A 25,113-nucleotide genomic window follows, 5' to 3' on the forward strand; every position below is an offset into this window, starting at 1 on the left:
GGTCCGATGTCAGGCGTTACTTTTCGATCCACGCATCGCGAAAACCGTCATTGACGCCGATCGCAGTCGTGACGAGGTTCTTGACGTTGCAGCGGGTGATGGTGGGGAACTGCAGCTCGAGCAGCCATGCCACCGGCACGTCGTCGGTCAGGATCTTCTGCGCCTTGGTGTAGATCTCCTGGCGCTTGGAATCCGGGAAGGCGACGGCGCCGTCCGCGAACAGCTGATCGATCTCCGGATTCGAATAGCCCTCGACGTTGTTGAACGGCGAGCCCTTCGTTATCTGGCTCGAGACGTAGTTGCGGCCGACGCCGAGCGCGGGGTCGCCGTACTGGTACAGATAGGTGAAGGCGATATCGTAGTCCCAGTCGGCGGTTTTCTGATTCCAGCCGGGGACATCGGTCGCCACCATTTCGATATTGATGCCGACGTCCTGCAGATTCTGCTTCACCGCCTCGGCCCAGCGCTGCCAGGTTTCGCCATAGGGCAGCGGCAGCAGGCGAACTTTCTCGCCATTGTAGCCGGCCTCCTTCAGAAGCGTCTTCGCCTTCGCCGGGTTGAAATCGTATTTCGACACCGCGTCGGTGTAGTACTTGATCGAGGAGCCGGACGGACCGGTCGCGACCTTGCCGAGGCCGTTCCAGATCACGTCCTTTGCAAAATTGCGGTCGATCGCGAACATCACGGCCTGACGGAATTTCTTGTTGGCCGTCGGCCCGGAGCGATTGTTGAGCCACAGCCACGAATGCGGGCTGAAGAATTCCCAGCCAGCGCCGGTGACGCACACGTTTTTGAGTTTGCTCAGGCGCGGAACGTCGAAATTCTCGACCGAACCGCCCGGCAGAACGTCGACCTTGCCGGTCTCGAACGCCACCGATCGCGCCGCGGCGTCGGGGATGACGTGCCAGTAGATTTCGTCGAGGTTCGGCTTGCCCTTGATGTAGTAGTTCGGGTTCTTGACCAGCCGGATGAACGAGCCCTTCTGCCATTCCTTGAACATGAAGGGGCCGGTACCCACGGGCGTATTGTTGGCCGGGTTGGTCTTGAAGTCGGTTCCTTCATAGATGTGCTTCGGAATCATCGGCATCGAGCCGACTTCGAAGATGCCGAGGAACGGCCCGAACGGCTGCTTCAGCGTGAACACGACGGTGGAATCGTCTGGCGTTTCCACCTTGTCGAGCTGAGCCAGATTGCCGCGCGCGCGGGCGTGGGTTTGCTTGAGGAATTCGATCGAGAACGCCACGTCGGCCGACGTGAACGGCTTGCCGTCATGCCAGGTGACGCCCTTCCTGAGCTTGAAGGCGTAGACCTTGCCGTCTTCGCTCACGGTCCAGCTCTCGGCGAGACCAGGCAGCGGCTCCAGCTTCGGGCTGTAGCGCAGCAAGCCTTCGTAAATATTACCGGACACCATCTGCGTCGGGCCGTTCTGCACGATGCCCATCATCAGGCCCGGCGGTTCGGGCTGGATCACGGCGTTGACGACGCCGCCGGCCTTCGGCTCTTGGGCAAACGCTGTGCTGGTAAAGGCTGTGCTTGAAAGGGCGCCTGCCACCGCAAGACCCATAACAAATTGCTTCAGCATGACATATCTCTCTTGATCGCCTGAGCGGCGCGGTTGCGTTGAAGTGTGAGTGGGGGGCTAGTTCATGAAATCCGGATCTGACCGTTCCAGCATCCGCTTGAAGGCAACCCATTCGATGTCGGGAACACCGTTGAGTTCGATGCTGTCGTAGAAGGTCGCGTATTGGCCCGCGGTCTTGCGGGCGACGGATGCGGAGAGCGGCACGATCTCGGCGCCAGCGCCCTGAACCGCGAGCTGGGCGCGGCACGAGCGCTCCAGATTGTGCATCAGCTTGAAGGCTTCGGAGACCGAGCGGCCGCAGGTGAGCATGCCGTGGTTGCGCAAAACCATGACGAACTTGTCGCCGAGGTCGGCGACCAGACGCTCGCGCTCATCCAGATCGAGCGCGATGCCCTCATAGTCGTGATAGGCGAGGCGGTCGGTGAACTGCATCGACCATTGATTGAGCGGCAGCAGTCCCTGCTTCTGGCAGGACACCGCGACGCCGGCGACGGTGTGGGTGTGCAGCACGCAGGCAGCATCGGTGCGCGCCGCGTGCACGGCGCTGTGAATGGTGAAGCCGGCCGGGTTGATGCCGAGGTTCATCGGGTCGTCGATGACGTTGCCGTCGATATCGACGGTGACCAGATTGGACGCGGTGACTTCTTCAAACCGCAGGCCGTACGGGTTGATCAGAAAACGGTCATGGGCGCCCGGCAGCCGGGCCGAGATATGGGTGTAGATGCTGTCGTCGAGGCCGAGCCGGTGAATCAGGCGGTAGGCGGCGGCGAGATCGATTCGGGCTTGCCGGGTTCCGTCCTTGATGGACGGGGGCGGTACGTGCGCTGTCATTATTGGAATGCACCCTTTTTGAACAGGTCTAAGGGTTGCATCGCAACTAGGCTCATGACAAGACTAAACTGTCGACAATCGACGCTTAAATTATGTACAAGTAGTAAAACCTGCCAAAATCGGGTAAGAATCGGCCAAAATGGACCCATTTTGATGCGCACATTGTCCCCGCCGGTTGGATTGCCCGCCCTCACCGAGACCGATCTGGTCGGCCAAGTCGCCCGCCTTTTGACCCAGGCGGTGGTCGAAGGCCGGCTGGCGCCGGGTTCCAAAGTCGTGGAAGCGGGGATCGCGAGGGAGCTTGGCGTGAGCCGGGCGCCGGTGCGCGAGGCCGCGCGGCTGCTGGAACAGCAGGGACTGCTGGTGGCCAGTCCGCGCCGCGGCTTCTTCGTGCGCAAATTCGCCGCCGACGATATCGACGACATCTATGACTTGCGGCTGTGCGTCGAGCGGCACGCGGCCGTGCTCGCTGCGCGCAACCTGACGCCGGAGACGCGCGACATGCTGCGGCGGCAGATCGACGTGCTGCACCAGACCGCCGATCTCGAAGATCCCGCAAGGCAGGTCGAGGAGGACTACCGCTTTCACCGCCTGATCTGCGAGATCGCGGCGAACCGGCGGCTGTTGCGGTTGTTCGACGATCTCGCGTCGGAAATGCGCATGGTGATCGGCCTGATCGGCCGGCTGTACGACGATCCGCATGAAATCGCCCGGACACACGAACCCGTGTTAGCGGCCATCGAACAAGGCCATCCCGAACGTATCGTGGCGCATATCGACTATCACATCGGTCATGCGTGGCGCGAAGTCGGAAAACTCGTGCGGGAGATTCCCGCTTAGCCGGCGGCGCACGCTGGTGCGCGCCAGATTTTATTGACAGGAAACAGGAGTATCCGCGTGAAGGCCGTCTACACCGAACTGCACCGCAGCCACGATCCGCAATTCTTTCTGGTACGTGGCGTCGTCCAGCGCACCACCGAGCAGCCCGAACGCGCCGACCGGCTGCTCGCAGGATTGAAGGCCGGCAAGCACGAACTGGTTGCGCCCACCGTGTTTGGGCAGGGCCCACGTGCAAGGATTCACAGTCCGGAATATCTCGGCTTTCTCGCCGAGGCCTGGGAGGCCTGGTCCGCACTCGGCAATGCCGGTCCGGAAATGATCGCCAACATCCATCCGGTGCGCCATGCTGCGACCTATCCGACCCATATCGTCGGCCGGCTCGGCTGGCATACGGCCGATACCGCAGCCCCGATCGGCCCGGGTACTTTTGCGGCCGCCTGCGCGGCAACGGATGTGGCGACGACGGCGGCTCAGCTCGTCATGGACGGCGAGGACGCGACCTATGCGCTGTGCCGTCCGCCCGGGCATCACGCCTACCGCGATATGGCGGGCGGCTTCTGCTTCTTCAACAACAGCGCGATTGCAGCTGCGCATCTGCGCCAGCGCCATGAACGTGTTGTCATCCTCGATGTCGATGTCCATCACGGCAACGGTACGCAGGGCATTTTCTACGAACAGTCAGACGTGTTTACGGTTTCGATCCATGCCGATCCCACGTCGTATTATCCGTACGTCTGGGGTTATGCGCATGAGCGCGGCGCGGGTCCAGGTCTCGGCACCAACCTCAATATTCCCCTGCCGATCGGCACGGGCGATGACGGCTACATGGCGTCGCTTGGCGTTGCAAAGAAAGCCATCGACGCCTTTGCACCTGGAGCATTGGTGGTCGCGCTCGGCCTCGATGCGTCGGAGCACGATCCGCTCGCAGGGCTCGCCGTGACCACCGCCGGATTCCGGCGCATCGGCGCCGCCATCGCGCGGCTCGGGCTCCCGACCGTCTTCGTCCAGGAGGGCGGATATCTCTCCGACATTCTCGGTGCCAACCTGACATCCGTTCTCGCCGGCTTCGAAGAAGCCCGCTAGACTCTGCTCCCCTCCCTCCGCGAAGCGGTGGGGAGGGGTCGGGGGTGGGGGGTGCTTCAGCGAGTCCCGATGCTCGTGAGTTTGCCGCACCACCCCCCACCCCGACCCCTCGAGAGCGAGCTTCGCTCGCCTCGGACCCCACCACGCGCTGCGCGCGCGGAGGGAGGGGAGACGGAGAGGCCGCGATCAAGCTTTAGTTCAGGCCGCACGGCTCTCGGGCGCCGACGACTTCAGGAGACGGAGTAAATCCTCCGTCTCCTTTTGTACTTTCGCCACCGCTTCCATCTTCACGGGGCCATAGCCGCGAATGTCCATCGGTGCGGCGGCGATCTTGGCCAGGCGTTCGATGGTGTCATGTGAAATCCACGGCGTCAGATCGATCACGAGCCTCTCGTACCAGTCGATCAGGCTGCGCTCCATCTGGCGCTCGTGCGTATAGCCGAACACGTCCAGCGTGGTGCCGCGCAGGAATTTGAGCCGCGCCAGAATCCGGAATGGCGTCTGTATCCATTGCCCGAACTGACGCTTGAGCGGCCGGCCACGGGCGTCCTTTCCGGACGACAGCACCGGCGGCGCCAGATGATACTTGATCGCGAAGTCGCCCTCGAACTCCTGCCGCAGCTTGTCCTGAAACCCGGTTTCCATATGCAGCCGCGCCACCTCGTACTCGTCCTTGTAGGCCATCAGCTTGAAGAGGGACCGCGCGACGGCGGTCGTTAGCGCCTGCGAGCCGGCTACTTGGCCTTCCTCGGCGGCGCGGACTTGACCGACGAATTTGAGGTAACGATCGGCATAGGCCGCATCCTGATAGGCGGTGAGGAAGTCGGCACGGCGGGAGATGACCTGGTCCAGCGTCTCTTCCTTTCTGGCCTGCCCAAATAGCGACGTCACGAAATCACGATCCGCTGCGGCGAGGCGCCCGCTGGCAAAAGCTTGCTTGTTCTGTTCGATCGCAACGCCATTCAACTCGATCGCGCGCATCAGCGCTTGCAGCGTGACCGGCACCAATCCTTGCTGCCACGCCGCTCCGAGCATGATCACATTGGCAAAGACCGTGTCGCCGAACAGCGCGTCGGATAGCCGGTTCGCGTCAAGACTCCTGAAATTGTCCGATCCAACGACGCGTTCGAGGTGCCGAAGCCTCGCCGCCGCCTCTAGGCTGGCATCGCGATTGCGCACGATGTCTCCGGTCGGCATCTCGGCCGTGTTGACGATCGCCCGCATGCCCGGTCCGTAAGTGCCGGAAGCCTTGGGCGAGGAGCTCACCACGATGTCGCATCCGATCAGCGCGTTCGCCGCTCCCTGGTCGATCCGGACTTGATGGATATCGTCAGGGCTATTCGAGAGCCGGATGAAACTCAGCACGGGGCCGAATTTCTGCGCGAAGCCGGTAAAATCCAGTACCGACGCGCCCTTGCCCTCCAGATGCGCCGCCATCGTGATCAATGCGCCGACGGTGATGACGCCGGTGCCGCCGACGCCGGTCACCAGCAGGTTGAATGGCTTTTCAAGTGAAACGAAGTTTGGCTCGGGCAGCGCCGTCGTGCGGGCTAGCGCGTCGATGCCGGCGCCTTGCTTCTTGCGCCGGGTCGCGCCTTCAACGGTGACAAAGCTCGGGCAAAAGCCGTTGACGCAGGAAAAATCCTGGTTGCAGGTCGAGAGATTGATCTGGCGCTTGCGGCCGAACGGCGTCTCCTTTGGCTCCACGCTGAGACAGTTGGACTCGACGGAACAATCGCCGCAGCCTTCGCAGACGAGATCGTTGATGACGGCGAATTTCTTCAGCTCAGGCGCCTGGCCGCGCTTGCGCTTGCGCCGCCGCTCGGTGGCGCATTCCTGTTCATAGATCAGGACGGATACGCCGGCGATCTGTCGCAGTTCGCGCTGCACGGCGTCCAGATGCGCGCGGGGATGGATCGTTACGCCGTTGGGAAAATCGCTCGCGTGCAATTTGTCGGGCGCGTCGGACACGATCGCAATCCGCGCCACGCCGTTGGCACGAACTTCGTGGGCGATGGCGGTCACGCTGATCGGCCCGTCGACGGGCTGCCCGCCCGTCATCGCGACCGCATCGTTGAACAGGATCTTGTAGGTGATGTTGGCCTTGGCGGCCACGGCCTGGCGGATCGCCATCGATCCGGAATGATAGTAGGTGCCTTCGCCGAGGTTCTGGAACACGTGCTTGCCGCCGGTGAAGCGCGAGGAGGCGATCCAGTTGACGCCTTCGCCGCCCATCTGGATCAGCGAGCTCGTATCGCGGTCCATCCAGCTCGCCATGAAATGGCAGCCGATGCCGGCCAGCGCCTGCGATCCCGCAGGCACCTTCGTCGACGTGTTGTGCGGACAGCCCGAGCAGAAATAGGGCGTGCGCGTTGCGCCTGATATGTTGATGATCTCCGCGCTCGGGCGGAGCAGTTTTTCGGCGCGCGCCGTGAGGTCGAGGCCGGGGAAAATCAGGTCAAGCCGCCTGGCGACGATCGGCGCCAGCAGCCGCGGCGACAACTCGCCGACCCAGGGCACCAGCGGGTCATTGTTTTCATCGCTCTTGCCGGCCATGTGTTCGGGCTTGTGGCCGGGATAGTCGTAAAAATATTCCTTGAACTGGCTTTCGATGATGCCGCGCTTTTCCTCGATCACGAGGATCTCGCGTTTCTCCCGGACGAATTCCAGCGCGTCGTGATGCGCCAGCGGCCACACCATCCCGACCTTGTAGATGTCGATGCCAAGCCGCCGGCATTCGGATTCGGTGAGACCCAGCAGTTGCAGCGCCTCCATCAGGTCAAGATGAGCCTTGCCCGTCGTGACGATGCCGTAGGTGGCGTCGGGGATGTCGTAGATCCTGCGATCGATCGGATTGGCGGCGGCAAAGGCCAGCACCGCGTTCTTCTTGGCTTCCAGCCGCTGCTCGATCTGCGGCCCCGGAAGGTCCGGCCAGCGGTAGTGCAGGCCGCCGGCGGGTGGTTCGAATGCCGGCGGGTTGAACAGGCGGCGCGGCGGCAGCTCGACCGAGGCGCAGGACTCGACGGTTTCGGAGATTGCCTTGAATCCGACCCACATGCCGGAAAAGCGGCTCAGCGCGTAGCCATACTCGCCGAAGGAAAGATACTCGGCCACGCTTGACGGGCTAAGCGTCGGCATGAACCACGCCATGAAGGCGACGTCCGACTGGTGCGGCATCGAGGAGGACACGCAGCCATGGTCGTCGCCGGCAACGACCAGCACGCCGCCATGCGGTGAGGAGCCGTAGGCGTTGCCGTGCTTCAAGGCGTCGCCGGATCGGTCGACGCCGGGGCCCTTGCCGTACCAGAGGCCGAACACGCCATCGACTTCGCGCGCCGGGTTGGTTTCGACCTGCTGCGATCCCAGCACGGCGGTGGCGGCGAGGTCTTCGTTGACGGCGGGCAGGAATTCGATGCGCCGTTCGCTCAGGAGTTTTTCGGCGCGCCAGAGTTCCAGATCGACGCCGCCGAGCGGCGAGCCGCGATAACCGGAGACGAATCCGGCCGAGTTGATGCCGTCGGCAGCATCGCGGTCGCGCTGGTCGAGCAGGATGCGCACCAGCGCCTGCGTGCCCGTCAGCAGCACACGCCCGCTCCGGCGCGTGTATCGGTCCATCAACGCGTAATCGTCGAGGTCTCTGCCTGTCGTCAGGGTCTGGGTCATGTCGGCCTCCCGCCGTATCAGGTCGGTGAAAGTGTCGACCCGATCGGGTGGAAGAGCTGTTCTAATTGTTCGATATTTCCGTCTGTTATGGTAGAAACTACCAGCAGTGACGTATCTTCCGGTATGATCTGCCACGGCAGTTCAGGAGAGGCTCATCATGATTGAAGGACAGGATCGACGATTGCTGGCCCATCTCCAGAAAGATGGCCGCCGCAGCAACCAGGATCTGGCTGACGATGTCGGCATGTCGTCTTCGGCGTGCTGGCGCCGGGTGCGGGCGCTTGAAGAGTCCGGCGTCATCACCGGCTATGCGGCGCTGGTCGACCGGGAGAGGGCGGGCTTCCTGACCTCAGCCATTCTGCATGTGTCGCTCGATCGCCACGACGCCACCTTCGTCACCCAGTTCGTCGCGCGCGTGAAACGGCGCCCCGAGGTGCTCGAGTGTTTTGCGACGACGGGAGATGCCGACTATCACCTGCGCGTCGTCGTCGCCGACATGGCCGCCTATAACCGGTTTCTCGACGAATTCATGTTCAAGATTCCCGGCATCCGTCACGTCCGCACCAACGTCATCCTCAAGGAGATCAAGTGCGACGTCGCGCTGCCATTCTGAAAGGGGCTGGGGGCGGGGAACCATCGCTGTTGCCGAACGTTTGTCTTTCGAATTTCGAAAACCTTTTTTGGTTACGGGAGATCAAAATGATTCGTGCAGCCGCAGCAATTCTCGTGGGATCGTTGGTCATCGGACCTGCGGCCGCGCAATCGACGACGCCGTCAAGCGAAAAGCCGGAGACCAGTTGCACGACAACGGGCTCCGCCACCTCGGGACACGGCGACGAGAAGACGTCGAATTCAATGGCAGTCGGAAAGAGCGCGATCCTTCCCGACGCCGGCGGCGCCAATTCGGCCGCACCGACGGTGCAAAGCGGCGACAAGCCCATGGTGGTTCGAAAGGACTGCCCGCCGGATTCCAAAGCAAAGGGATGAGCGCATCGACGGTTCGCGAATGCTCTTTGTGTCTTCGCTAGCAGCCGGCGTCAGAATGATGCCGGCCTACCTGATGTGCGAAGTGCGTTCGCTCAATCGCACTGCTCGTAGCCGGACGACTTGCATTTCTGCGCCTTCTCGCGCGCTTCCGTGACCTGCTGCGGGCTCAGCTCCTTGGTGAGCAAAGCGAGATCTTTCTTGGCTTCGGCATTGCCCTGCGCAGCCGCCACTTCGTACCACATGTAGGCGCGAACGGTGTCGGGCGATTCCTCGCCGCTGGCCTTGTAGTAGAGGCTGCCGAGCAACGTTTGCGCTTGCGGGTTGCCTTGCTTGGCGGCGAGCCGGCTCCACTTCCGCGCTTCCTTTTCGCTCTTGGGAACGCCGAGGCCCATCCTGTGCATCACCGCGACCTTGTATTGCGCGATGGCGTTGCCTTTTTCCGCCAGCGGCCGGAACAGCTTGATCGCCGCCGCATACTGCTTCTTCGCAAACGCAGTCGTGGCTTCCTTCAAGCTGTCGGCATGGGCTGCGGGTCCGTTGGCAGTGAGAGCGAGCAAGAGGATCGCGGTCATCAATCCAAAACTTCTCAATAAGCGCACGATTTTTTTCCCTTAAATGCTTTGAAGAAAAATTATGAGTCTCTCGTATCTCGAAAATCGGCGCGGCACAATCGCGTGGCGATCCCGCAGCTTCGCTACGAGGCAATGAACTCGTTCACTCAATGATAATGCGAGGCGGCGGCCGGCTTGCCGAGCCTGACGTGATCGTCGTCCAGACTTCGCGGGCGATCGCGATGTAGTGGCGCGCATGAACGCCGTCCGGTTCGGTCGCGACCACCGGGCGGCCGTCGTCTGAGGTCTCGCGAATTTTGATATCGAGGGGTATCTCACCGAGATACGGAATCCCGCGCCGTTCGGCGTCCTGCCGTGCGCCGCCATGGCCAAAGATCGGCGTGAGCTTCTGGCAGGCCGGGCAGCAGAACGCCGACATGTTTTCGATCAGGCCCAGGATCGGGATGTTCACCTTCTCGAACATCGCGATGCCGCGCCGCGCGTCGATCAGCGCGATGTCCTGCGGTGTGGAGACGATCACCGCTCCGGCCAGCGGCGCCTGTTGCGCCATCGTGAGTTGCGCGTCGCCGGTGCCCGGCGGCAGGTCGATGACCAAAATATCGAGATCGCCCCACGCCACCTCGCGCAGCAATTGCGTGATCGCCGAGATCACCATCGCCCCGCGCCAGATCATCGCGAGGTCTTCCTCGACCAGAAAGCCGATCGACATCACCTTGACGCCAAACCGCTCCAGCGGCTCCAGCATGCGCGGGCCGACCTGGCGCGGCTTGCCGCGCAGCCCGAACAGTTTTGGCTGCGATGGGCCATAAATATCGGCGTCGAGAATGCCGGCTTTCAGCCCCATGGCGGCAAAACCGAGCGCGAGATTGCACGCGGTGGTGGATTTGCCGACGCCGCCCTTGCCGGACGCGACCGCGATGACGTGCTTGACGCCGGGAATGCCTGACGCGCGCGACGTCGCGCGGGCTGCAGGGGCAGGCTGGGTGGCGGACACGGCGGGCTCCTTACGATCCAACGGGATCGCCCTTCTTGCCATCGCGCGCGCGCAAATAATCTTCCGTCGACATCACCGGCGGCCGTTGCGGCGCCCCGTGCGGGTCAAAACCCTCATTGACCACGGCTTCGACGCGGCAATCCGCGCACATCTTGATGACATCGATCCGCTTGGCGTTGGCGCCCTGGAACATCCAGTGCTTCTCGCCGAGTTTTGCCAGTACGCGTTCTATCGAACTTTTGGTCCCGAACGGTTTGCCGCAGGCGATACAGTTGAATGGTTCTTCTTCCTTCAGAACGCGCAGCGGCGCGTTCCATGCCGCAAAATCCAGCCGCGGCTCGAGCGTGATGACTTTTTCGGGGCAGGTCGCTTCGCAGAGTCCGCACTGCACGCACAGGCTCTCGGTGAAGCGCAGCATGGCACGATCGGGATTGTCCGATAGCGCGCCGGTCGGGCAGGCGGTGACGCAGGCGTGACAGAGCGTGCAGCCTTCGACATTGAGATTGACGCCGCCGAACGGCGCGCCCGGCGCAAGCGGGACGCTATCCACCGGCGCGGGTGCCGCGAGGTGAAGTTCGCGAAACGTCGTTTCGAGCACGCTGCGCTTGGCGCCGCGCGGCACAAAGCCGGCCGGCTTTGGCGTCGCGACGCCGCCTGGCGCCGCATCGAGCATCGCGCGCAGCTGGTCCGGATCGTCGGTCTCAAGGATGCGCACCAAGCCTGCGCCGAAGCCAAGCGCGGCAACCACGGTGTCGGATGTCCCGGCGGTCCGGCGCAGTCCGGCAATATCGTGCTTGGGTTTGCCGCGCGTCAGGATCGCGACACCGTTGCCGCCATAGGCGAACACCGCGGCGATACTCTCCGGTCCGAGCTGTGTCACTTCATTGACGCGCAGCGGCAGCACATGGGCCGGCAGTCCGGCGCCGAATCTTGCCAACGCGTCGATCAGCGCGTCGCCATGCTCGCCGTCGTGGAACAGCACGATCGCGTTGCTGCCGCCGGCCTTGCGATAGGTCTGCAGCAGCGTGCGCAATCGCCGCATCAGCGCGTCTGCACTGGGCAGTGCATATGAAGCCGCACCGGTCGGACACACCGAGGCGCAGGCGCCGCAGCCGGCGCACACATTGGCGTCGATCGCGACCGCCTTTCCGTTCGGCGTGATCGCGCCGGTCGGGCAGAGATCGAGGCAGCGCGTGCATCCGGTAATGCCGGAGCGCGAATGGGCGCACAGCGCTTCCTCGAACTGTATGAAGCGCGGCTTGTCGAAGGTGCCGACCAGATTGCCCGCATCCGAAATCGCGCGCTCGACAGCTGCGCGGTCACGCGGATCGGCGCGCAGATATCCCGGACGCAGTTCGTGTGCGGGGAACAGCGGCGTACCGCCGCTGAGATCGAGGATCAAATCGCAGGTCGATGTCGCGCCATTGCGCGCGGCACCGAATACGAGCTTCGCACGCGAGGAGGGCTGCGGCAGCGCGTAGTCGTCGATCGCGAGCTCGAACGCGCCGAGATGACCGCGCGCGTTGCGGATGGTGCCCTTGAGCACCGGAAACTCATTGCTCCGGCGCGGCATGACGTCGCCGGGTTTTGACAGAAGCACGGTGATGTCGAGACGGTCGGCGAGGCGCTGCGCGGCGTCGATGGCGAGTTCGTCGCTTCCATAGATCAGCGCGACGCCGTTGCTTTCCAGCGTCACCAGCGAAATCGGCGGCATGTCTTCCTGCGCAGCCGCGATCAGCGCCGCGGCTTTCGGACCGGCCGCCGCCGCATCGTTCGACCAGCCGCCGGCTTCGCGGATGTTGGCAAAGGTGAGTTGGGCTTGCGGGAAATCCTCGGCGACTTCGCGGAACAGCGGCGCTTCCTGCGTGCAGGCCACTGTGATCGGCGCGCCGTCGGCAAGCGCTTGCTTGAACCGGTCGAGTTCGAGGCCGCAGAGCTGGTTGGCTTGCGTGATCTTCCCGGCGCAGCCACGGTTGATCGCCGGCACGTCGAGCGGCATGGTCTTCTCGCAACTGCAAATCAGAAGATGAGACGCCACCGTAGCCATCGTTAACTTCCTGAACCGGCGCGCATATCGCACGGTTCGTTTTCTGGTTCCGCTCGCGTTGCGAGCCAGAGGGGGATAGCATACACCGGCGAATTGCAAAGCAATTTAGCAAAGCAACGCAGGATGAGCTTTTCGATGATGTCGCGTCGCGGGGAAGTGGATCAGGCACCCGATCTGCCCCCCGGTTATACTTTGGTCGCGTTACGCGAGCTCGGCGACGCGTTTGCCCATGGATGCGAAATCGCGGCCGAAGCGGGTGCCGGAACGCTGGTCTGGGTGCGGCGCTACGACCTGGTCGAATTCGCCGTGGTGCTCGAACCCGACGAACCCTTGAACTCGGCGCGCCGGGCGTTGTTCGCCGGCATGAACGCGGTGGCGGACGCGATTGCCGCCCATTGTCCGCCCGAGCGGGATGTCAGTTTCGACTGGCCTGATGCCATCCGGTTCGACGCGGGATTGCTGGGCGGCGCGCGGCTCGGCTGGCCTGCCGATTGCGCGGAGACCGACGTGCCGAACTGGCTGGTTTTCGCTGTGATCCTGCGCGCCGCCGACATGGTGCATCTCGACGAGGTGCAGGCCGCGTCCGGCGTTTCGATGCTGGGCGCAGGCTTTGAAATGGTCGATACCGACGCGATTATCGGCAGCTTCGCCCGCCATCTGATGACCGCGTTCGATCGCTGGAACGAGCGCGGTTTTGAGGCCATCGCCAGGGATTATCTGGAGCGGCTTCCGAGGCGCAAGGCCGGTGAGATCAGGGCCATCGACGTCAATGGCGATCTACTGGTCAAGCTGCCCGCCGGCAGCGGGCCGCCCGATCGATCCAGCCTCGTGGATGCGTTGGCCAAAGCGGACTGGTATGATCCGCAATTGCGCGGTCCGAAGTTCGGATGAGGCTGACATGCTGAAGCTGCCGCGAACCATCAGGCTCGACCCATCGGACACGTTCGTATTCGAGCGTGCCGCGGAACCCGGAGAATGGGCGGTTTCCGGAGCGTTCGTGTTCTGGAACCAGGATTCGGCGACGCTGGCGCAGAAGCAGCGCGTGGCGCTGCGGTCCGGATTTCTCGGGGTAGATAGTCTGGGCTGGTCGACGCTTGCAATCGTGACCGAGGCGACGGAAGCGGAGCGGCAAGCCGCGGTCGATCGGCTTGCTTCGCAATTGCTGGAAAAGTTCGGCGCGCCGGATCTTGAAGCCGCGCGCGGCGCCGCCGAAGAAGAGGTCGCGTTTGCGGCCTCGCTGTGCGATCACCCGGCGCAGACCTTGCTCGCTGTGCAACGCAGCATCGAGGATGGTGAAATCCGCGAGCGCTTTCGCACCCTCAAGCCGCGCGAAGCGGCAGGTGATGCCGACCGGTTGCACGCCCATGCCAGCGCCTTTACCTTTCATGAGATCGAAGGCGACGATGAACCTGCCGAGGAGGTCGATCTCTTGGGATTGATGGGAACTGAACAGAAAACCGGAAATCGCAAATGAGAGAATTCTGGGTAGCGTCCGGCCATCATCTGACGCGGCGCGCCGATCACGGCGGGTTGATCGCGACCCCCGAACTGATCATGGCCTATCTCGCGCGGCCCGAACTGATGCCGCCGGAGGACGCCTGCGAAGCCGAGCGGAACCTGCACGCGGGCCTGTTGGCCGATCCGCTCCGTTCGGTTTCGAAAGCCGATATCGCCGCGCTCGCCGATCCCGATGCGCGCGAGAACTGGACCTTTATGATGAACTTTCGCGACCGGCTGGTCGCGGCTCCGTCACTCGAGGCGGTCTATATCAACCTGGCCCGCAATGGCGCCGGCGACCTGCCGCCGATCTTCGTCTCGCAGCTCTGCCACCTGATCCTGCGCAACGCGCTCGAAGGCTGCGACGATCCCTACATGCTGCGCGCGGCCGAACTGTTCTATCGCAGCCAGCAGGCGGCGTTTCATGAGGGCACGCTGTTGCTTGCGGACGCCGAAATCGTCGAGGCGCAGCAACAGGCCGAACATGACCTGCATGCGTCGCCGCTCACGGCGATGCTGGCGCCGCCAAAGGCGTTCGGCGAGATGGATGTGATGGACGACGAGAACGCCTGGACCTATTGGTCGCGTTCGGATGCGCATGCGATGGTGATGAACATCGGCGGCAATCCGAAGGCGCGCGCCGGGCTTTGCCGGGTGATCGAACGATGGATCGCCCATCTGCTCGATGTAACCGTCAGCGTCGAGACGGTTCCCAGTATCGAAGACCGCGACTGGCGCTGGTTTGTCGGTCTCGACAGCGGGGGCACTAAAATCGGCAATGCGCTGTGGAACGGCACGTCGGTGGACGCCAACGCCGCCGAGCGCATCGTCGCGCTGATGCGCCTGACCATTGCGGATACGCGGCTGGTGGATGAACGCGTCGGCAGCAAACCGGTTTACCTCATCCTGGCGATGGGCGCGGACAAGGTCGTGCGGCTGAAGCCGCAAAATCTGGTCGCCGGGCTGCCGCTCGCGCCAAAGGCGAATGTGGCATGATCGGCCTGTGCACGGAGGATCGCGCATGGCGATGACCGCATCCCGCGAAGTGGGTGTGGTGGTGCGGCGCCGCGCCGTCGATAATCCATGGATCGATCATATGTGGTCGCCGGCGATGGTGCTCGACGAGGTGCCGGCAACCGCGCCATGGACCGTGCTGTCCACTGAACCGGATGTGACGATGTATTACGCGGGCGCCGCCAGCATCGACCTGTTCAGTTCCGACACCGCCAATTACCGCGACAATCTCGCCGACGGCGAACCGCGCATCTGGGTCGCGCTGCGGCGACAGGCCGGCGGATCCGAACTCGAGTTGACAAAAATCACGGCTGATCCGACCGAAGGGGAGGCGATCTTCGAAAGCGGTTGCGACGTCATCGGCACCGTTCCGATGTCTCCGGAGATCGCGGCCTGGATCGCCGCCTTTGTCGACGAGTTTCATGTCGAGCGGGTGTTCCACAAACGCAAGCGCGATCGTGCCGGCGGCGAGCGCCAGCCCGGCCCAAAGGATCGCGGCCCGGACGAAGGGACAGGGCGCGCATGAGTGGTCAGGACCAGGGCGACGACAAAGGCTTTTTGGCGCGATGGTCGCAGCGTAAGCAGGAGGCCAAGGAAGAGATAAAGCAGCCCGAGCGCGAAGCGCCCGTTGCCGACGCCGAAATCGCTGCTGCTCCGGCGACCGAGGCCGAGAAGGAGGCTGCGCCGGAGTTCGATCTCTCCAGCCTGCCATCGCTCGAAGAATTGACGTCGGAAACGGACATCACCGGCTTTCTGCGCAAGGGCGTTCCCGAACATCTGCGCAATGCGGCTTTGAGAAAATCCTGGGCGCTGGATCCCGCGATCCGTAACTACGTCAATCCCGCGTTGGAATACGCCTATGACTGGAACACGCCGGGCGGCGTGCCGGGCAACAGCGAACTCGGCGCGGGCATCGATATCGCACGGATGGTCACCCAGATCATGGGCACCGGCGAAGCGCCTGCCGAGCCGCCGGTTGCCGCCGAGGTCCCGGCGGAGATCGCGGGTGACCCTGAATCTTCCGGCCAGCCAAAGCCTGATCTGCCGGATCAACCGCTGAGATTGAGCGGTCAGCCGGAGCCCGCGGAGCCGAATCATTCGAGCGCCGACGAGCCAGTCGGGCTCGAAACGGAGCGGCAACCGGCCTCCGTGCCCTCTGGCTCTGTTGCACCGCAGCAGCCGGTGCGACGCCATGGCTCGGCAAAACCTGTTGTTTAGACAAAAGTTTTCGAGACATAGGCAGCGCCTATGATACAAATTTAGGACTGGAATAATTCCAGTTCTAATTTGTATGCCCGATCAAGAGGCATCGGACACAGGATACGGGACACTGGGCGCGAGGCTGGGGAGAAGTCGGGTTCACCATGCGTGACGCCGGACTGGAACAGGCAATCAGGGCAGCGGGTGGCGTCGCTTCGTTAGCGCGAGCGATCGGCATTGCGCAACCCTCGGTTTCATCTTGGTCGCGGATTCCCGCCGAGCGGGTTCTCGCGGTCGAGGCATTCACGCGCGTCGAGCGTTCCGTGCTTCGCCCCGATCTCTACGGATCATCCAACGTGTCATCGAAACCGGAAGTCGACGAGATCGATCAGCTGCGCGCCGCGGAATACGGCTTGCTGTCGCTGCTGCTCGGCAAGGCGCCGGACGCGGGCACGCTCGCACGCGTCGCGCAGTTGAAGGGCGACGCCTCCGAACTCGGCATGGCACATGTCGAACTCGCCATGGCCGCTGCAGCCGTGGACGACCGCGCCGCCAGCAAGGAATTCTTCGACCTGTTCATCGGGCTCGGGCGCGGCGAGCTGCTGCCCTATGCCTCCTATTACCTGACCGGTTTCCTGCACGAGCGCCCGCTCGCGCGTGTGCGCGAAGATCTGGACTTGCTCGGCATCGAGCGTGCCGGCCCCTCGCGCGAGCCGGAAGATCACATCGCGATTCTGCTTGAGGTGATGGCAGGCCTGGCGCGCGGCGACTTTGAGGCGGAGTTCGCCGAACAGACGCGCTTCTTCGACCGGCACCTCAAGCCGTGGGCGGCGCGGATGTTCGTCGATCTGGAGATGTCCGGGACCGCCAAATTCTACCGTGCCGTCGGCCGCGTCGGCCGCGTGTTTATGGAACTGGAAGCCGAGGCCTTCACGCTGTCCGAGTGACGCGCAAAGGCAATCGAACGTTCGAAGTGGAGGAGACCGCGATGAGCAAACCATCCGACAAGGCGCCGGCCGACAAGCTGCTCGATGCCAAGGGGCTCGATCGTCGTCGCTTGTTCATGATGGGCGGATCGGCAGTCGCTGCAGCAGCCGTGGTGCCGCTGGCAGGCGGCGAGGCGGTCGCGGACGAGTCGCAGGCCGAGCGCGTCAAGGCCCGCTACAAGGAAACCGATCACGTCAAGAATTTCTACCGCGTCAACCGCTATTGATGGGACCACGCACATGTTGATGAAGCGAAAAGACGGATCCGCAGGCAAGGCGCGTTTGCAAGGTGTCGCCGCCGGCCTGGCTTCGGGGGTTCTCGACCGCCGCACGTTCCTGCGCCGGTCCGGTCTGGCTGCAGGCGCCGGCGCCGCCCTCGGCTTGATGCCGCTCGGTTCGGTGCGCAAGGCGGAGGCCGGTCCAAAGATCGTGGGCAAGCCGACGGAAATCAAAAAGAACATCTGCACGCATTGTTCGGTTGGCTGCACCGTGATCGCCGAAGTGCAGAACGGCGTCTGGGTCGGCCAGGAGCCGGCCTGGGACAGCCCGATCAACCGCGGCTCGCATTGCGCCAAGGGCGCCTCGGTGCGCGAACTCGTGCACGGCGACCGCCGCCTGAAATACCCGATGAAACTCGTCAACGGCGAGTGGCAGAAAATATCGTGGGACGTCGCCATCAACGAGATCGGCGACAAGATGATGGAAATCCGCGCCAAGTCCGGCGCCGATTCCGTCTATCTGCTCGGCTCCGCGAAATTCTCCAATGAGGGCGGCTATCTGTTCCGCAAATTCGCGGCGTTCTGGGGCACCAACTCCATCGACCATCAGGCCCGCATCTGTCATTCGACCACCGTCGCCGGCGTCGCCAATACCTGGGGCTACGGTGCGATGACCAATTCCTACAACGACATGCGCAACTCGAAGACCATCGTCTTCATGGGCTCGAACGCCGCCGAAGCGCATCCGGTGTCGCTGCAGCACATCCTGACCGGCAAGGAGATCAACCGCGCCAACGTCTTCGTGCTCGATCCGCGCTTCACCCGGACAGCAGCCCACGCCACCGAATATGTGCGCTTCCGCAGCGGCACCGACATCGCTGTGATCTGGGGCATGCTGCACCACATCTTCGCCAATGGCTGGGAAGACAAGGAATACATCAAGCAGCGCGTCTACGGCATGGACCAGATCCGCGCCGAAGTCGCCAAATGGACGCCGGAAGAGGTCGAGCGTGTCACCGGCATTCCCGGCGAACAGGTCAAGAAAGTCGCCGAAACCTTCGCCAAGCAGAAGCCGTCTGCGTTCGTCTGGTGCATGGGCGGCACCCAGCACACCGTCGGCACCGCCAACGTCCGCGCCTATTGCAACCTGTTGCTGGCGACCGGCAATGTCGGCACCTTCGGCGGCGGCGCCAACATTTTCCGCGGCCATTGCAACGTGCAGGGCGCCACCGATATCGGCCTCGATATCGTGACGCTGCCGCTCTATTACGGCCTCGTTGAGGGCGCCTGGAAGCACTGGGCGCGGGTCTGGGAGGTCGAATACGATTATCTGCAGGCGCGCTTCGACGAAGTACCGGCCAAGGCGGGTCGTCCGGCCCGCACCCGCAAGCAGAACATGGAATTGCCGGGCATCCCGTGGACCCGCTGGTTCGATGCGACGCTGGCCAATCCTGATGATGTCGATCAACGCGACACCATCAAGGGCGTGGTCATCATGGGGCATGGCGGCAATACCATCCCGCGCATGACCGAGATGGTGAAGGGCCTCGAGAAGCTCGAACTCCTCGTGGTCGCCGATCCGCATCCGACCACGTTCGCGGCGATCTCTGAGCGCAAGAACGGCACTTATCTGTTGCCGGCCTGCACCCAGTTCGAAACCTCGGGCTCGCGCACCGCTTCCAACCGGTCGCTGCAATGGGGCGAGCAGATCGTCAAGCCGATCTTCGAATCCAAGGACGATTACGAGATCATCTACCTGCTTTCCAAGAAGCTCGGTTTCGCCGATCCGATGTTCAAGAACCTCAAGGTGGAGAACAACCGTCCGTCGCCGGAAGAGCTGCTGCGCGAAATCAACCGCGGCGGATTCTCGACCGGCTATTCCGGCCAGTCGCCGGAGCGGCTGAAGGCGCACATGAAGAACCAGGGTAAGTTCGACCTAGTGACCCTGCGCGCCAAGGCCGACGAGCCCGAAATCGGCGGCGACTATTACGGCCTGCCGTGGCCGTGCTGGGGCACGCCGGAGATCAAGCATCCGGGAACGCACACGCTCTACAACACCAACCTGCACGCCAAGGACGGCGGCGGCACGTTCCGGGCGCGCTTCGGCGTCGTCTATGAAGAGAAGCAGCCGGACGGTTCGGTGAAGAACGTCAACATGCTGTCGGAAGGCTCCTACAGCAAAGGCTCGGAACTCACCGACGGCTATCCGGAGTTTACCTACGGCGTGCTGAAGAAGCTCGGCTGGGACAAGGATCTCACCGCGGCCGAACTGGCGACGATCAACAAGATCGGCGGCAACAATCCCGACGGTGTCGGCTGGGCCGTCGACCTGTCGGGCGGCATCATCCGCGTCACGCTCGAACATGGCGTGATGGCCTATGGCAACGGCAAGGCCCGCGCGGTGGCGTGGAATCTGCCGGATCCGGTGCCGGTCCATCGCGAACCGATCTACACTTCTCGTCCCGAACTCGTCGCCAAATACCCGACGCGCCCGGATGGCCGCCAGTTCCGGATGGCCAATCTCGGCTTCTCGGTTCAAAAGGCCGCGGTGGACAAGGGGCTTGCCAAGCAATTCCCGATCATCCTCACGTCAGGACGTCTGGTCGAATATGAAGGCGGCGGCGAGGAAACCCGGTCGAACAAATGGCTTGCCGAGTTGCAGCAGGACATGTTCGTCGAGGTCAACACGTCAGATGCTGCCGAACGCGGCATCAAGGATGGCGGTTGGGTCTGGGTCTACGGCCCGGAGAACTCATCGAAGGCTCGGGTGAAGGCGCTGGTCACCGACCGCGTCGGCAAGGGCGTCGCCTTCATGCCGTTCCACTTCTCCGGCTGGTTCCAGGGTGTCGACCAGCGCAGCAAATATCCGAAGGGCGCCGATCCGATCGTACTCGGCGAAAGCGTGAACGGGATCACAAGCTATGGCTACGATCCGGTCACCGGCATGCACGAGGGCAAAGTGACCCTGTGCCAGATTCAATCGGCGTGAGGGGAGAATAGATCATGGCTCGCGTCAAATTTCTCTGTGATGCCGACCGTTGCATTGAGTGCAACGCCTGCGTGACGGCCTGCAAGAACGAACATGAAGTGCCGTGGGGCATCAATCGCCGCCGCGTCGTCACCATCAATGACGGCAAGCCCGGCGAACGCTCGGTGTCGATGGCCTGCATGCATTGCACCGATGCGCCATGCGCCGCGGTCTGTCCGGTGTCGTGCTTCTACACCACCGCCGACGGCGTGGTGCTGCACTCCAAGGACCTGTGCATCGGCTGCGGCTATTGCTTCTACGCGTGCCCGTTCGGCGCGCCGCAATATCCGAAGGTCGGCAATTTCGGCTCGCGCGGCAAGATGGACAAGTGCACCTATTGCGCGGGCGGCCCGGAAGCGGACTCCAGCCCGGCCGAATACGCCAAATACGGCGCCAATCGCCTGGCCGAAGGCAAGCTGCCGATTTGCGCCGAGATGTGCTCGACCAAGTCGCTGCTCGCCGGCGACGGCGCCATCATCGCCGAAATCTACAAGGAGCGCGTGATGAAGCGCGGTTACGGTTCGGGCATGTGGGGCTGGAAAACGGCTTACGCGGATTCACCGACCGGCTGATGCCTTGGCCGTCGCGCGGCGCGCGGCGGCGCACATGTCACGAGAAACGGGCGAGAAATTAGGAAGGTCACGGGCCTATGCCAAGCTCTCTTTCACACCTCCGGGCGCTATGCGCCGCCATCGCGCTGCTGTTTGTGTTCGCGCATCCCGCGGCCGCGCAGCTGACGTTCAAGCCGACCGCTGAAGCTGTTCAGGAAGACAAACTCCTGAACGCGCTGAAGGAGGGCGACAAGATCACCGGGCGGGTATCGATCCCGGATACCATGGCCTCCAGCCTGATCCAGCCTGCGGGCCGCGACTGGCGCGATTTCCAGCGCAGCACGCTGCCGATCATCGGCGGCATCGCCATTCTTGGAATGCTGGCGCTGCTGGCGATCTTCCTGATGGTGCGCGGCCGGATCCGCGTCGATCACGGTTTTTCCGGCACCAAGATTCTTCGCTTTGCGAGCTTCGAGCGCTTCACCCATTGGCTGACGGCGAGCTGCTTCATCGTGCTGGCGCTGTCGGGCCTCAACATCAGCTTCGGGCGGATCCTGATCATGCCGCTGTTCGGCGCCCAGGCATTTGCGACCATGTCGGGCTGGGCCAAGATCGCGCACGATTACCTGGCGTTCCCGTTCATGCTTGGCCTCGCGATCATGTTCCTGATCTGGATCAAGGATAACATTCCCGGCAAGCTCGACTGGCAATGGCTGAAACAGGGCGGCGGCATTCTGGCCAACGGCAAGCATCCGCCGGCTAAACGCTTCAATGCCGGACAGAAAGGCATTTTCTGGATCGTGATCATCGGCGGCACGCTGATGTCGGTCTCCGGCTGGTACATGCTGTTCCCGTATCTTCCGGGCAATGTCACGGCGTTGCAGTTCTGGACCGTGATCCATGCCGTGATCGCGATGCTGTTCATCGCGGCCATGCTGGCCCACATCTATATCGGTTCGGTCGGGATGGAGGGCGCGTTCGATGCGATGGGCACCGGCGAGGTCGATCTGAACTGGGCCAAGGAGCATCACGCGCTCTGGGTCGCGGAAGAGCAGGCCAAGGGCCGCGCCCCGTCGAAAGATGGCACGCACGCCGTGCCGGCCGAATGACGATGCGAGTACAGAACAGTTCGAGGGAAATGCGATGAAGAGCTTTCTGGCGGCTTTGGCGTTTGCGGCGATCGCCGCGTTTTGTGTGTCGTCCGTGCTCGACACCATTCAGCAGTCGAGTTCGGTTGCCTACACGACCAGCGGAGCGAGGGTCGGCGATCCCGGCAAGAATCTGATCGGACCGAACTGATTTTTGGATCGGATGTTGAACGCGCCCAAGGAGGTTAAGGCAGTTGCGGCGTGGCCGGTGGAAATCCGGCTGGTGAAGGACCGCCGCGCCCTTCACGTCACCTTTGACGACGGTGCGGATTTCAATCTGTCGGCGGAACTGCTCCGGGTGACCAGTCCGTCCGCTGAAGTGCAGGGGCATTCCGAAGCGCAACGCAAGACGGTCGGCGGCAAGCGCAACGTGACCATTCTCTCCGTCGATCCCGTCGGCAATTACGCCGTGCGGCTCGGCTTCGACGACATGCACAATACCGGCATCTACTCCTGGGCGTTCCTGCACGATCTCGGCAGCAACGCCGAGCGGCGTTTTCAGGATTATCTCGACGAGCTCCAGGCCAAGGCCCTCGACCGCGACAGACCGGGCATGCGCTGACCCCATTCAGCAATGCTTGCCTTGACGGCGACACGAACGGACGAAACGATCGCCGCGAATGCTCCGTGCTCTCACCATCCGCCGCCTCGTAGCGCTGACCTGGACTGCTTTGCTGGTCCTGCCGGCGCTTGGAACCAGCGCCGCCCACGCGCAGTTGCGCGGCCATGGCGGGCCGGTGCGCGCCTTGGCGATTTCTCCCGATGGTGCGAGCGTCATTTCAGGCAGCTTCGATTCAACCGCGATCCGCTGGTCGCTGACATCGAATGCGGCCGAGCAGGTGCTGCGTTTCCACGCCGACGCCGTCAATGCGGTGGTGTTGCTGCGGGATGGCCGGGCCGCGACGGCGGGCGCCGATGGCCGCATTGCGATCTGGACCGCCGGCAACACCCGGCCCGACGCGGTGCTGGAAGGCCATAGCGCGCCGATCGCAGCCCTTGCGGTTTCGCCCGATGGCGCAACATTGGCCTCCGTGTCGTGGGACCAAACGGTGCGCCTGTGGCCGCTCGCGGGCGGCGCGGCGCGCGTGCTGGAAGGGCATACCCAGAACGTCAACGGCGTCGCTTTTTCGCCCGACGGCCGCACGCTGGTCAGCGTCAGCTATGATCAGAGCGTTCGCATCTGGCCGCTGGCGGGCACGTCGCCGCCATCAGTCATTGCGATGCCGACCCCGCTCAACGCCGTCGCGATTGGCCGAGATGGCGAAATCGCGGTCGGAGGCGCCGACGGCAGACTGTATTTCTTGGGCAGCGACGGCGTGCGCGCCGGTGACGTTGAAGCCGGACCCAGGCCCGTGATCTCGATGGCGATCTCGCCCGACGGCGCGTGGGTCGCGGCCGCCGGTATTGGCGGCGCGGTCGCGGTGATCGATCGCAAGGCGCGCAATCTCGCGCGCACATTGGTAGGTCCGGGGCTGCCGGTCTGGTCGGTGGCGTTTCTGCCTGACAGTCGCACGCTGCTCACCGGCGGTGCTGACAGCACCATCCGCCGCTGGAACGCGGTGACCGGAGAACCCGTCGATCCCTTGCTGTTTGAACACACCGCGGACCCACTGGCCGCGTATGCCGGCGACCGCGGCGCGGATATTTTTCGTGCCTGCGTCGCCTGCCATACGCTTGGCGCCGATCAGGCCAACCGGGCAGGGCCGACGCTGGCCGGTCTGTTCGGCCGGCGCATCGCGACCTTGCCCGGATATGATTTCTCCGACGCGCTCAAGCGGCTCGATATCGTCTGGACGCCGGAGACGGTTTCGAAATTGTTCGAGATCGGGCCCGCGGCCTACACGCCGGGCACCAAGATGCCCGAGCAGCGCATCGGCTCCGAACAGGACCGTGCCGCTTTGGTGCAGTTCCTGGAGCGCGCCACGAAGCGCTAGGCGTCACGACTACCGGCTACGTGTATTCCGGGCCGGAGCTTCCGCTTTCGCTGCAATCGTTTCAAGCAACCAACCCTTGAACGACAGCATCGCAGGTGATGGTTGCCGGGAATGCAGCGACGTAATCCAGTAGTCGCCGAGCGTCACTTCGGTCTTGAACGGACGTACCAGCCGCCGCTCACGGACCTCGTCCCGAAACATCTCCGCCGGCAACAACGCAACGCCGGTACCGCGCGCTGCAACGCTTGCGATCGTGATCGATGAGTCGAACACCATTCCCTTGATGACGGGACTAAGCAGTCCTGCCGCGGCAAACCAGCGCGACCATTCGTCCTGTCGATAGGAACGCAACAGCACCTCGCGTTTGAGATCGGCCGGCCGGCTCAGCCTGCGGGCCAGCGCCGGCGCGCAGAACGGAGTAAACGACGCCCCCATCAGGCGGGTCGCGTCGGTACCGTGCCAGAGGCCGTCGCCAAACCTGATGGCGTAATCGAGGCCTTCGCCCGCTATGTCGACGCGATTGTTGTTGACGAACAGACGCAAATCGATCCGCGGATACGCCTTCCTGAAAGAGTCGAGTCGCGGCAGCAGCCATCCCGACGCGAAGGTGCCGACGACGCCGATCGTGATGACGTCCTGGTAGCGACCGTCTTCAAAACGATTGACCGCTTCGTTGAGCCGCCCGAAAGCCTCGACGATGCTGGGCAGCAGTGCTTGTCCTTCGTCGGTCAGTGCGACGCCGCGCGGTAACCGGCGAAACAGCTGCGCGCCAAGCCTGTCCTCCAGCGCTTTTACCTGCTGACTGACGGCGGCCTGCGTAACGCGGAGTTCAAGGCCGGCACGGGTGAAACTCAGGTTGCGCGCCGTCGCCTCGAAGGCCCGTAATGCATTCAGCGGAAGATGTGAAAGCTTCGTCCTGCGGCGCATCGTTCGACCCT

General features: G+C 63.4%; 23 protein-coding genes and 1 pseudogene. 17 read left to right on the forward strand and 7 right to left on the reverse strand.

What is annotated here, in order from left to right; translation table 11 throughout:
• Window positions 1-16: 16 nt before the first annotated feature.
• Both JQ641_RS16260 and JQ641_RS16265 read right to left on the reverse strand, forming a co-directional pair.
• Window positions 17-1,582: an ABC transporter substrate-binding protein gene (locus JQ641_RS16260; RefSeq protein ID WP_211996981.1), complete on the reverse strand. Its 1,566-nt coding sequence runs from the start codon at window positions 1,580-1,582 to the stop codon at window positions 17-19.
• Window positions 1,583-1,639: 57 nt separating this feature from the next.
• Window positions 1,640-2,413 carry a class II aldolase/adducin family protein gene (locus JQ641_RS16265; RefSeq protein ID WP_211996982.1) on the reverse strand — a complete coding sequence of 258 codons (774 nt, stop codon included), beginning with the start codon at window positions 2,411-2,413 and terminating at the stop codon, window positions 1,640-1,642.
• Window positions 2,414-2,566: 153 nt separating this feature from the next.
• On the opposite strand from JQ641_RS16265, the gene JQ641_RS16270 reads away from it, so the two are divergent.
• Together JQ641_RS16270 and JQ641_RS16275 are read left to right on the forward strand one after the other, a co-directional pair.
• Window positions 2,567-3,253 (forward strand): GntR family transcriptional regulator, encoded by a 687-nt coding sequence (locus JQ641_RS16270; RefSeq protein WP_211996983.1) that lies wholly within the window; start codon window positions 2,567-2,569, stop codon window positions 3,251-3,253.
• A gap of 57 nt (window positions 3,254-3,310) precedes the next feature.
• The gene (locus JQ641_RS16275; RefSeq protein ID WP_211996984.1) at window positions 3,311-4,336 is read left to right on the forward strand and encodes a histone deacetylase family protein; all 1,026 of its coding nucleotides are present in this window, start codon (window positions 3,311-3,313) and stop codon (window positions 4,334-4,336) included.
• Window positions 4,337-4,534: 198 nt separating this feature from the next.
• Here the strand turns inward: JQ641_RS16275 and JQ641_RS16280 are convergent, their stop codons facing one another.
• Complete coding sequence (locus JQ641_RS16280; RefSeq protein ID WP_211996985.1) at window positions 4,535-7,999, reverse strand: indolepyruvate ferredoxin oxidoreductase family protein; 3,465 nt, start codon at window positions 7,997-7,999, stop codon at window positions 4,535-4,537.
• 157 nt (window positions 8,000-8,156) lie between these two features.
• Here JQ641_RS16280 and JQ641_RS16285 point away from each other — a divergent pair, with 157 nt between their 5' ends.
• Together JQ641_RS16285 and JQ641_RS16290 are read left to right on the forward strand one after the other, a co-directional pair.
• Window positions 8,157-8,612 (forward strand): Lrp/AsnC family transcriptional regulator, encoded by a 456-nt coding sequence (locus tag JQ641_RS16285; RefSeq protein ID WP_211996986.1) that lies wholly within the window; start codon window positions 8,157-8,159, stop codon window positions 8,610-8,612.
• A gap of 86 nt (window positions 8,613-8,698) precedes the next feature.
• A complete protein-coding gene (locus tag JQ641_RS16290; protein WP_211996988.1) occupies window positions 8,699-8,986 on the forward strand; it encodes a hypothetical protein in 288 nt (95 codons plus the stop codon).
• Window positions 8,987-9,078: 92 nt separating this feature from the next.
• Here JQ641_RS16290 and JQ641_RS16295 read toward each other — a convergent pair whose 3' ends face one another.
• From JQ641_RS16295 to JQ641_RS16305, 3 genes and pseudogenes are all read right to left on the reverse strand, one after another.
• Complete coding sequence (locus JQ641_RS16295) at window positions 9,079-9,585, reverse strand: tetratricopeptide repeat protein (protein WP_349628571.1); 507 nt, start codon at window positions 9,583-9,585, stop codon at window positions 9,079-9,081.
• A gap of 115 nt (window positions 9,586-9,700) precedes the next feature.
• Window positions 9,701-10,600: pseudogene (locus JQ641_RS16300) on the reverse strand (Mrp/NBP35 family ATP-binding protein); the annotation flags it as partial.
• Window positions 10,563-12,551 carry a 4Fe-4S binding protein gene (locus tag JQ641_RS16305; protein ID WP_502754968.1) on the reverse strand — a complete coding sequence of 663 codons (1,989 nt, stop codon included), beginning with the start codon at window positions 12,549-12,551 and terminating at the stop codon, window positions 10,563-10,565. The gene JQ641_RS16305 and the pseudogene JQ641_RS16300, both read right to left, overlap by 38 nt.
• 183 nt (window positions 12,552-12,734) lie before the next feature.
• Between JQ641_RS16305 and JQ641_RS16310 the strand changes: the two genes are divergently transcribed.
• The 13 genes from JQ641_RS16310 (at window position 12,735) to JQ641_RS16370 (ending at window position 24,175) form a co-directional block, all read left to right on the forward strand.
• Window positions 12,735-13,490 carry a biotin/lipoate--protein ligase family protein gene (locus tag JQ641_RS16310; protein WP_211996994.1) on the forward strand — a complete coding sequence of 252 codons (756 nt, stop codon included), beginning with the start codon at window positions 12,735-12,737 and terminating at the stop codon, window positions 13,488-13,490.
• A 7-nt stretch (window positions 13,491-13,497) separates the two neighbouring features.
• The gene (locus tag JQ641_RS16315) at window positions 13,498-14,073 is read left to right on the forward strand and encodes a DUF6505 family protein (protein WP_211996995.1); all 576 of its coding nucleotides are present in this window, start codon (window positions 13,498-13,500) and stop codon (window positions 14,071-14,073) included.
• Window positions 14,070-15,092, forward strand: a complete 1,023-nt coding sequence (locus JQ641_RS16320; protein WP_211996996.1) for a DUF6352 family protein — start codon at window positions 14,070-14,072, stop codon at window positions 15,090-15,092. Before JQ641_RS16315 ends, JQ641_RS16320 begins: the two co-directional genes overlap by 4 nt.
• A gap of 25 nt (window positions 15,093-15,117) precedes the next feature.
• Entirely contained in the window at window positions 15,118-15,636 is a 519-nt protein-coding gene (locus JQ641_RS16325) for a DUF3305 domain-containing protein (RefSeq protein WP_249150479.1), read from the forward strand.
• Window positions 15,633-16,328 carry a DUF3306 domain-containing protein gene (locus JQ641_RS16330; protein ID WP_211996997.1) on the forward strand — a complete coding sequence of 232 codons (696 nt, stop codon included), beginning with the start codon at window positions 15,633-15,635 and terminating at the stop codon, window positions 16,326-16,328. Before JQ641_RS16325 ends, JQ641_RS16330 begins: the two co-directional genes overlap by 4 nt.
• 146 nt (window positions 16,329-16,474) lie before the next feature.
• Complete coding sequence (locus tag JQ641_RS16335) at window positions 16,475-17,257, forward strand: molecular chaperone TorD family protein (RefSeq protein ID WP_211996998.1); 783 nt, start codon at window positions 16,475-16,477, stop codon at window positions 17,255-17,257.
• A 41-nt stretch (window positions 17,258-17,298) separates the two neighbouring features.
• Window positions 17,299-17,523 (forward strand): hypothetical protein, encoded by a 225-nt coding sequence (locus JQ641_RS16340; protein WP_211996999.1) that lies wholly within the window; start codon window positions 17,299-17,301, stop codon window positions 17,521-17,523.
• A gap of 13 nt (window positions 17,524-17,536) precedes the next feature.
• Entirely contained in the window at window positions 17,537-20,503 is a 2,967-nt protein-coding gene (locus JQ641_RS16345) for a formate dehydrogenase subunit alpha (RefSeq protein WP_211997000.1), read from the forward strand.
• A 14-nt stretch (window positions 20,504-20,517) separates the two neighbouring features.
• Entirely contained in the window at window positions 20,518-21,114 is a 597-nt protein-coding gene (gene fdh3B, locus JQ641_RS16350) for a formate dehydrogenase FDH3 subunit beta (protein WP_192734407.1), read from the forward strand.
• A 77-nt stretch (window positions 21,115-21,191) separates the two neighbouring features.
• Complete coding sequence (locus tag JQ641_RS16355) at window positions 21,192-22,202, forward strand: formate dehydrogenase subunit gamma (protein WP_211997001.1); 1,011 nt, start codon at window positions 21,192-21,194, stop codon at window positions 22,200-22,202.
• 34 nt (window positions 22,203-22,236) lie between these two features.
• Window positions 22,237-22,392 (forward strand): hypothetical protein, encoded by a 156-nt coding sequence (locus tag JQ641_RS16360; RefSeq protein WP_192734409.1) that lies wholly within the window; start codon window positions 22,237-22,239, stop codon window positions 22,390-22,392.
• A gap of 15 nt (window positions 22,393-22,407) precedes the next feature.
• Entirely contained in the window at window positions 22,408-22,803 is a 396-nt protein-coding gene (locus JQ641_RS16365; RefSeq protein ID WP_249150480.1) for a gamma-butyrobetaine hydroxylase family protein, read from the forward strand.
• A gap of 58 nt (window positions 22,804-22,861) precedes the next feature.
• The gene (locus tag JQ641_RS16370; RefSeq protein WP_211997005.1) at window positions 22,862-24,175 is read left to right on the forward strand and encodes a c-type cytochrome; all 1,314 of its coding nucleotides are present in this window, start codon (window positions 22,862-22,864) and stop codon (window positions 24,173-24,175) included.
• 9 nt (window positions 24,176-24,184) lie between these two features.
• On the opposite strand, the gene JQ641_RS16375 is transcribed toward JQ641_RS16370, so the two are convergent.
• Window positions 24,185-25,102 carry a LysR family transcriptional regulator gene (locus tag JQ641_RS16375; RefSeq protein ID WP_211997007.1) on the reverse strand — a complete coding sequence of 306 codons (918 nt, stop codon included), beginning with the start codon at window positions 25,100-25,102 and terminating at the stop codon, window positions 24,185-24,187.
• Between the last annotated feature and the right edge of the window lie 11 nt (window positions 25,103-25,113).

It is taken from the genome of Bradyrhizobium sp. JYMT SZCCT0180, assembly GCF_018130165.1.
Classification (GTDB): Bacteria; Pseudomonadota; Alphaproteobacteria; order Rhizobiales; family Xanthobacteraceae; genus Bradyrhizobium.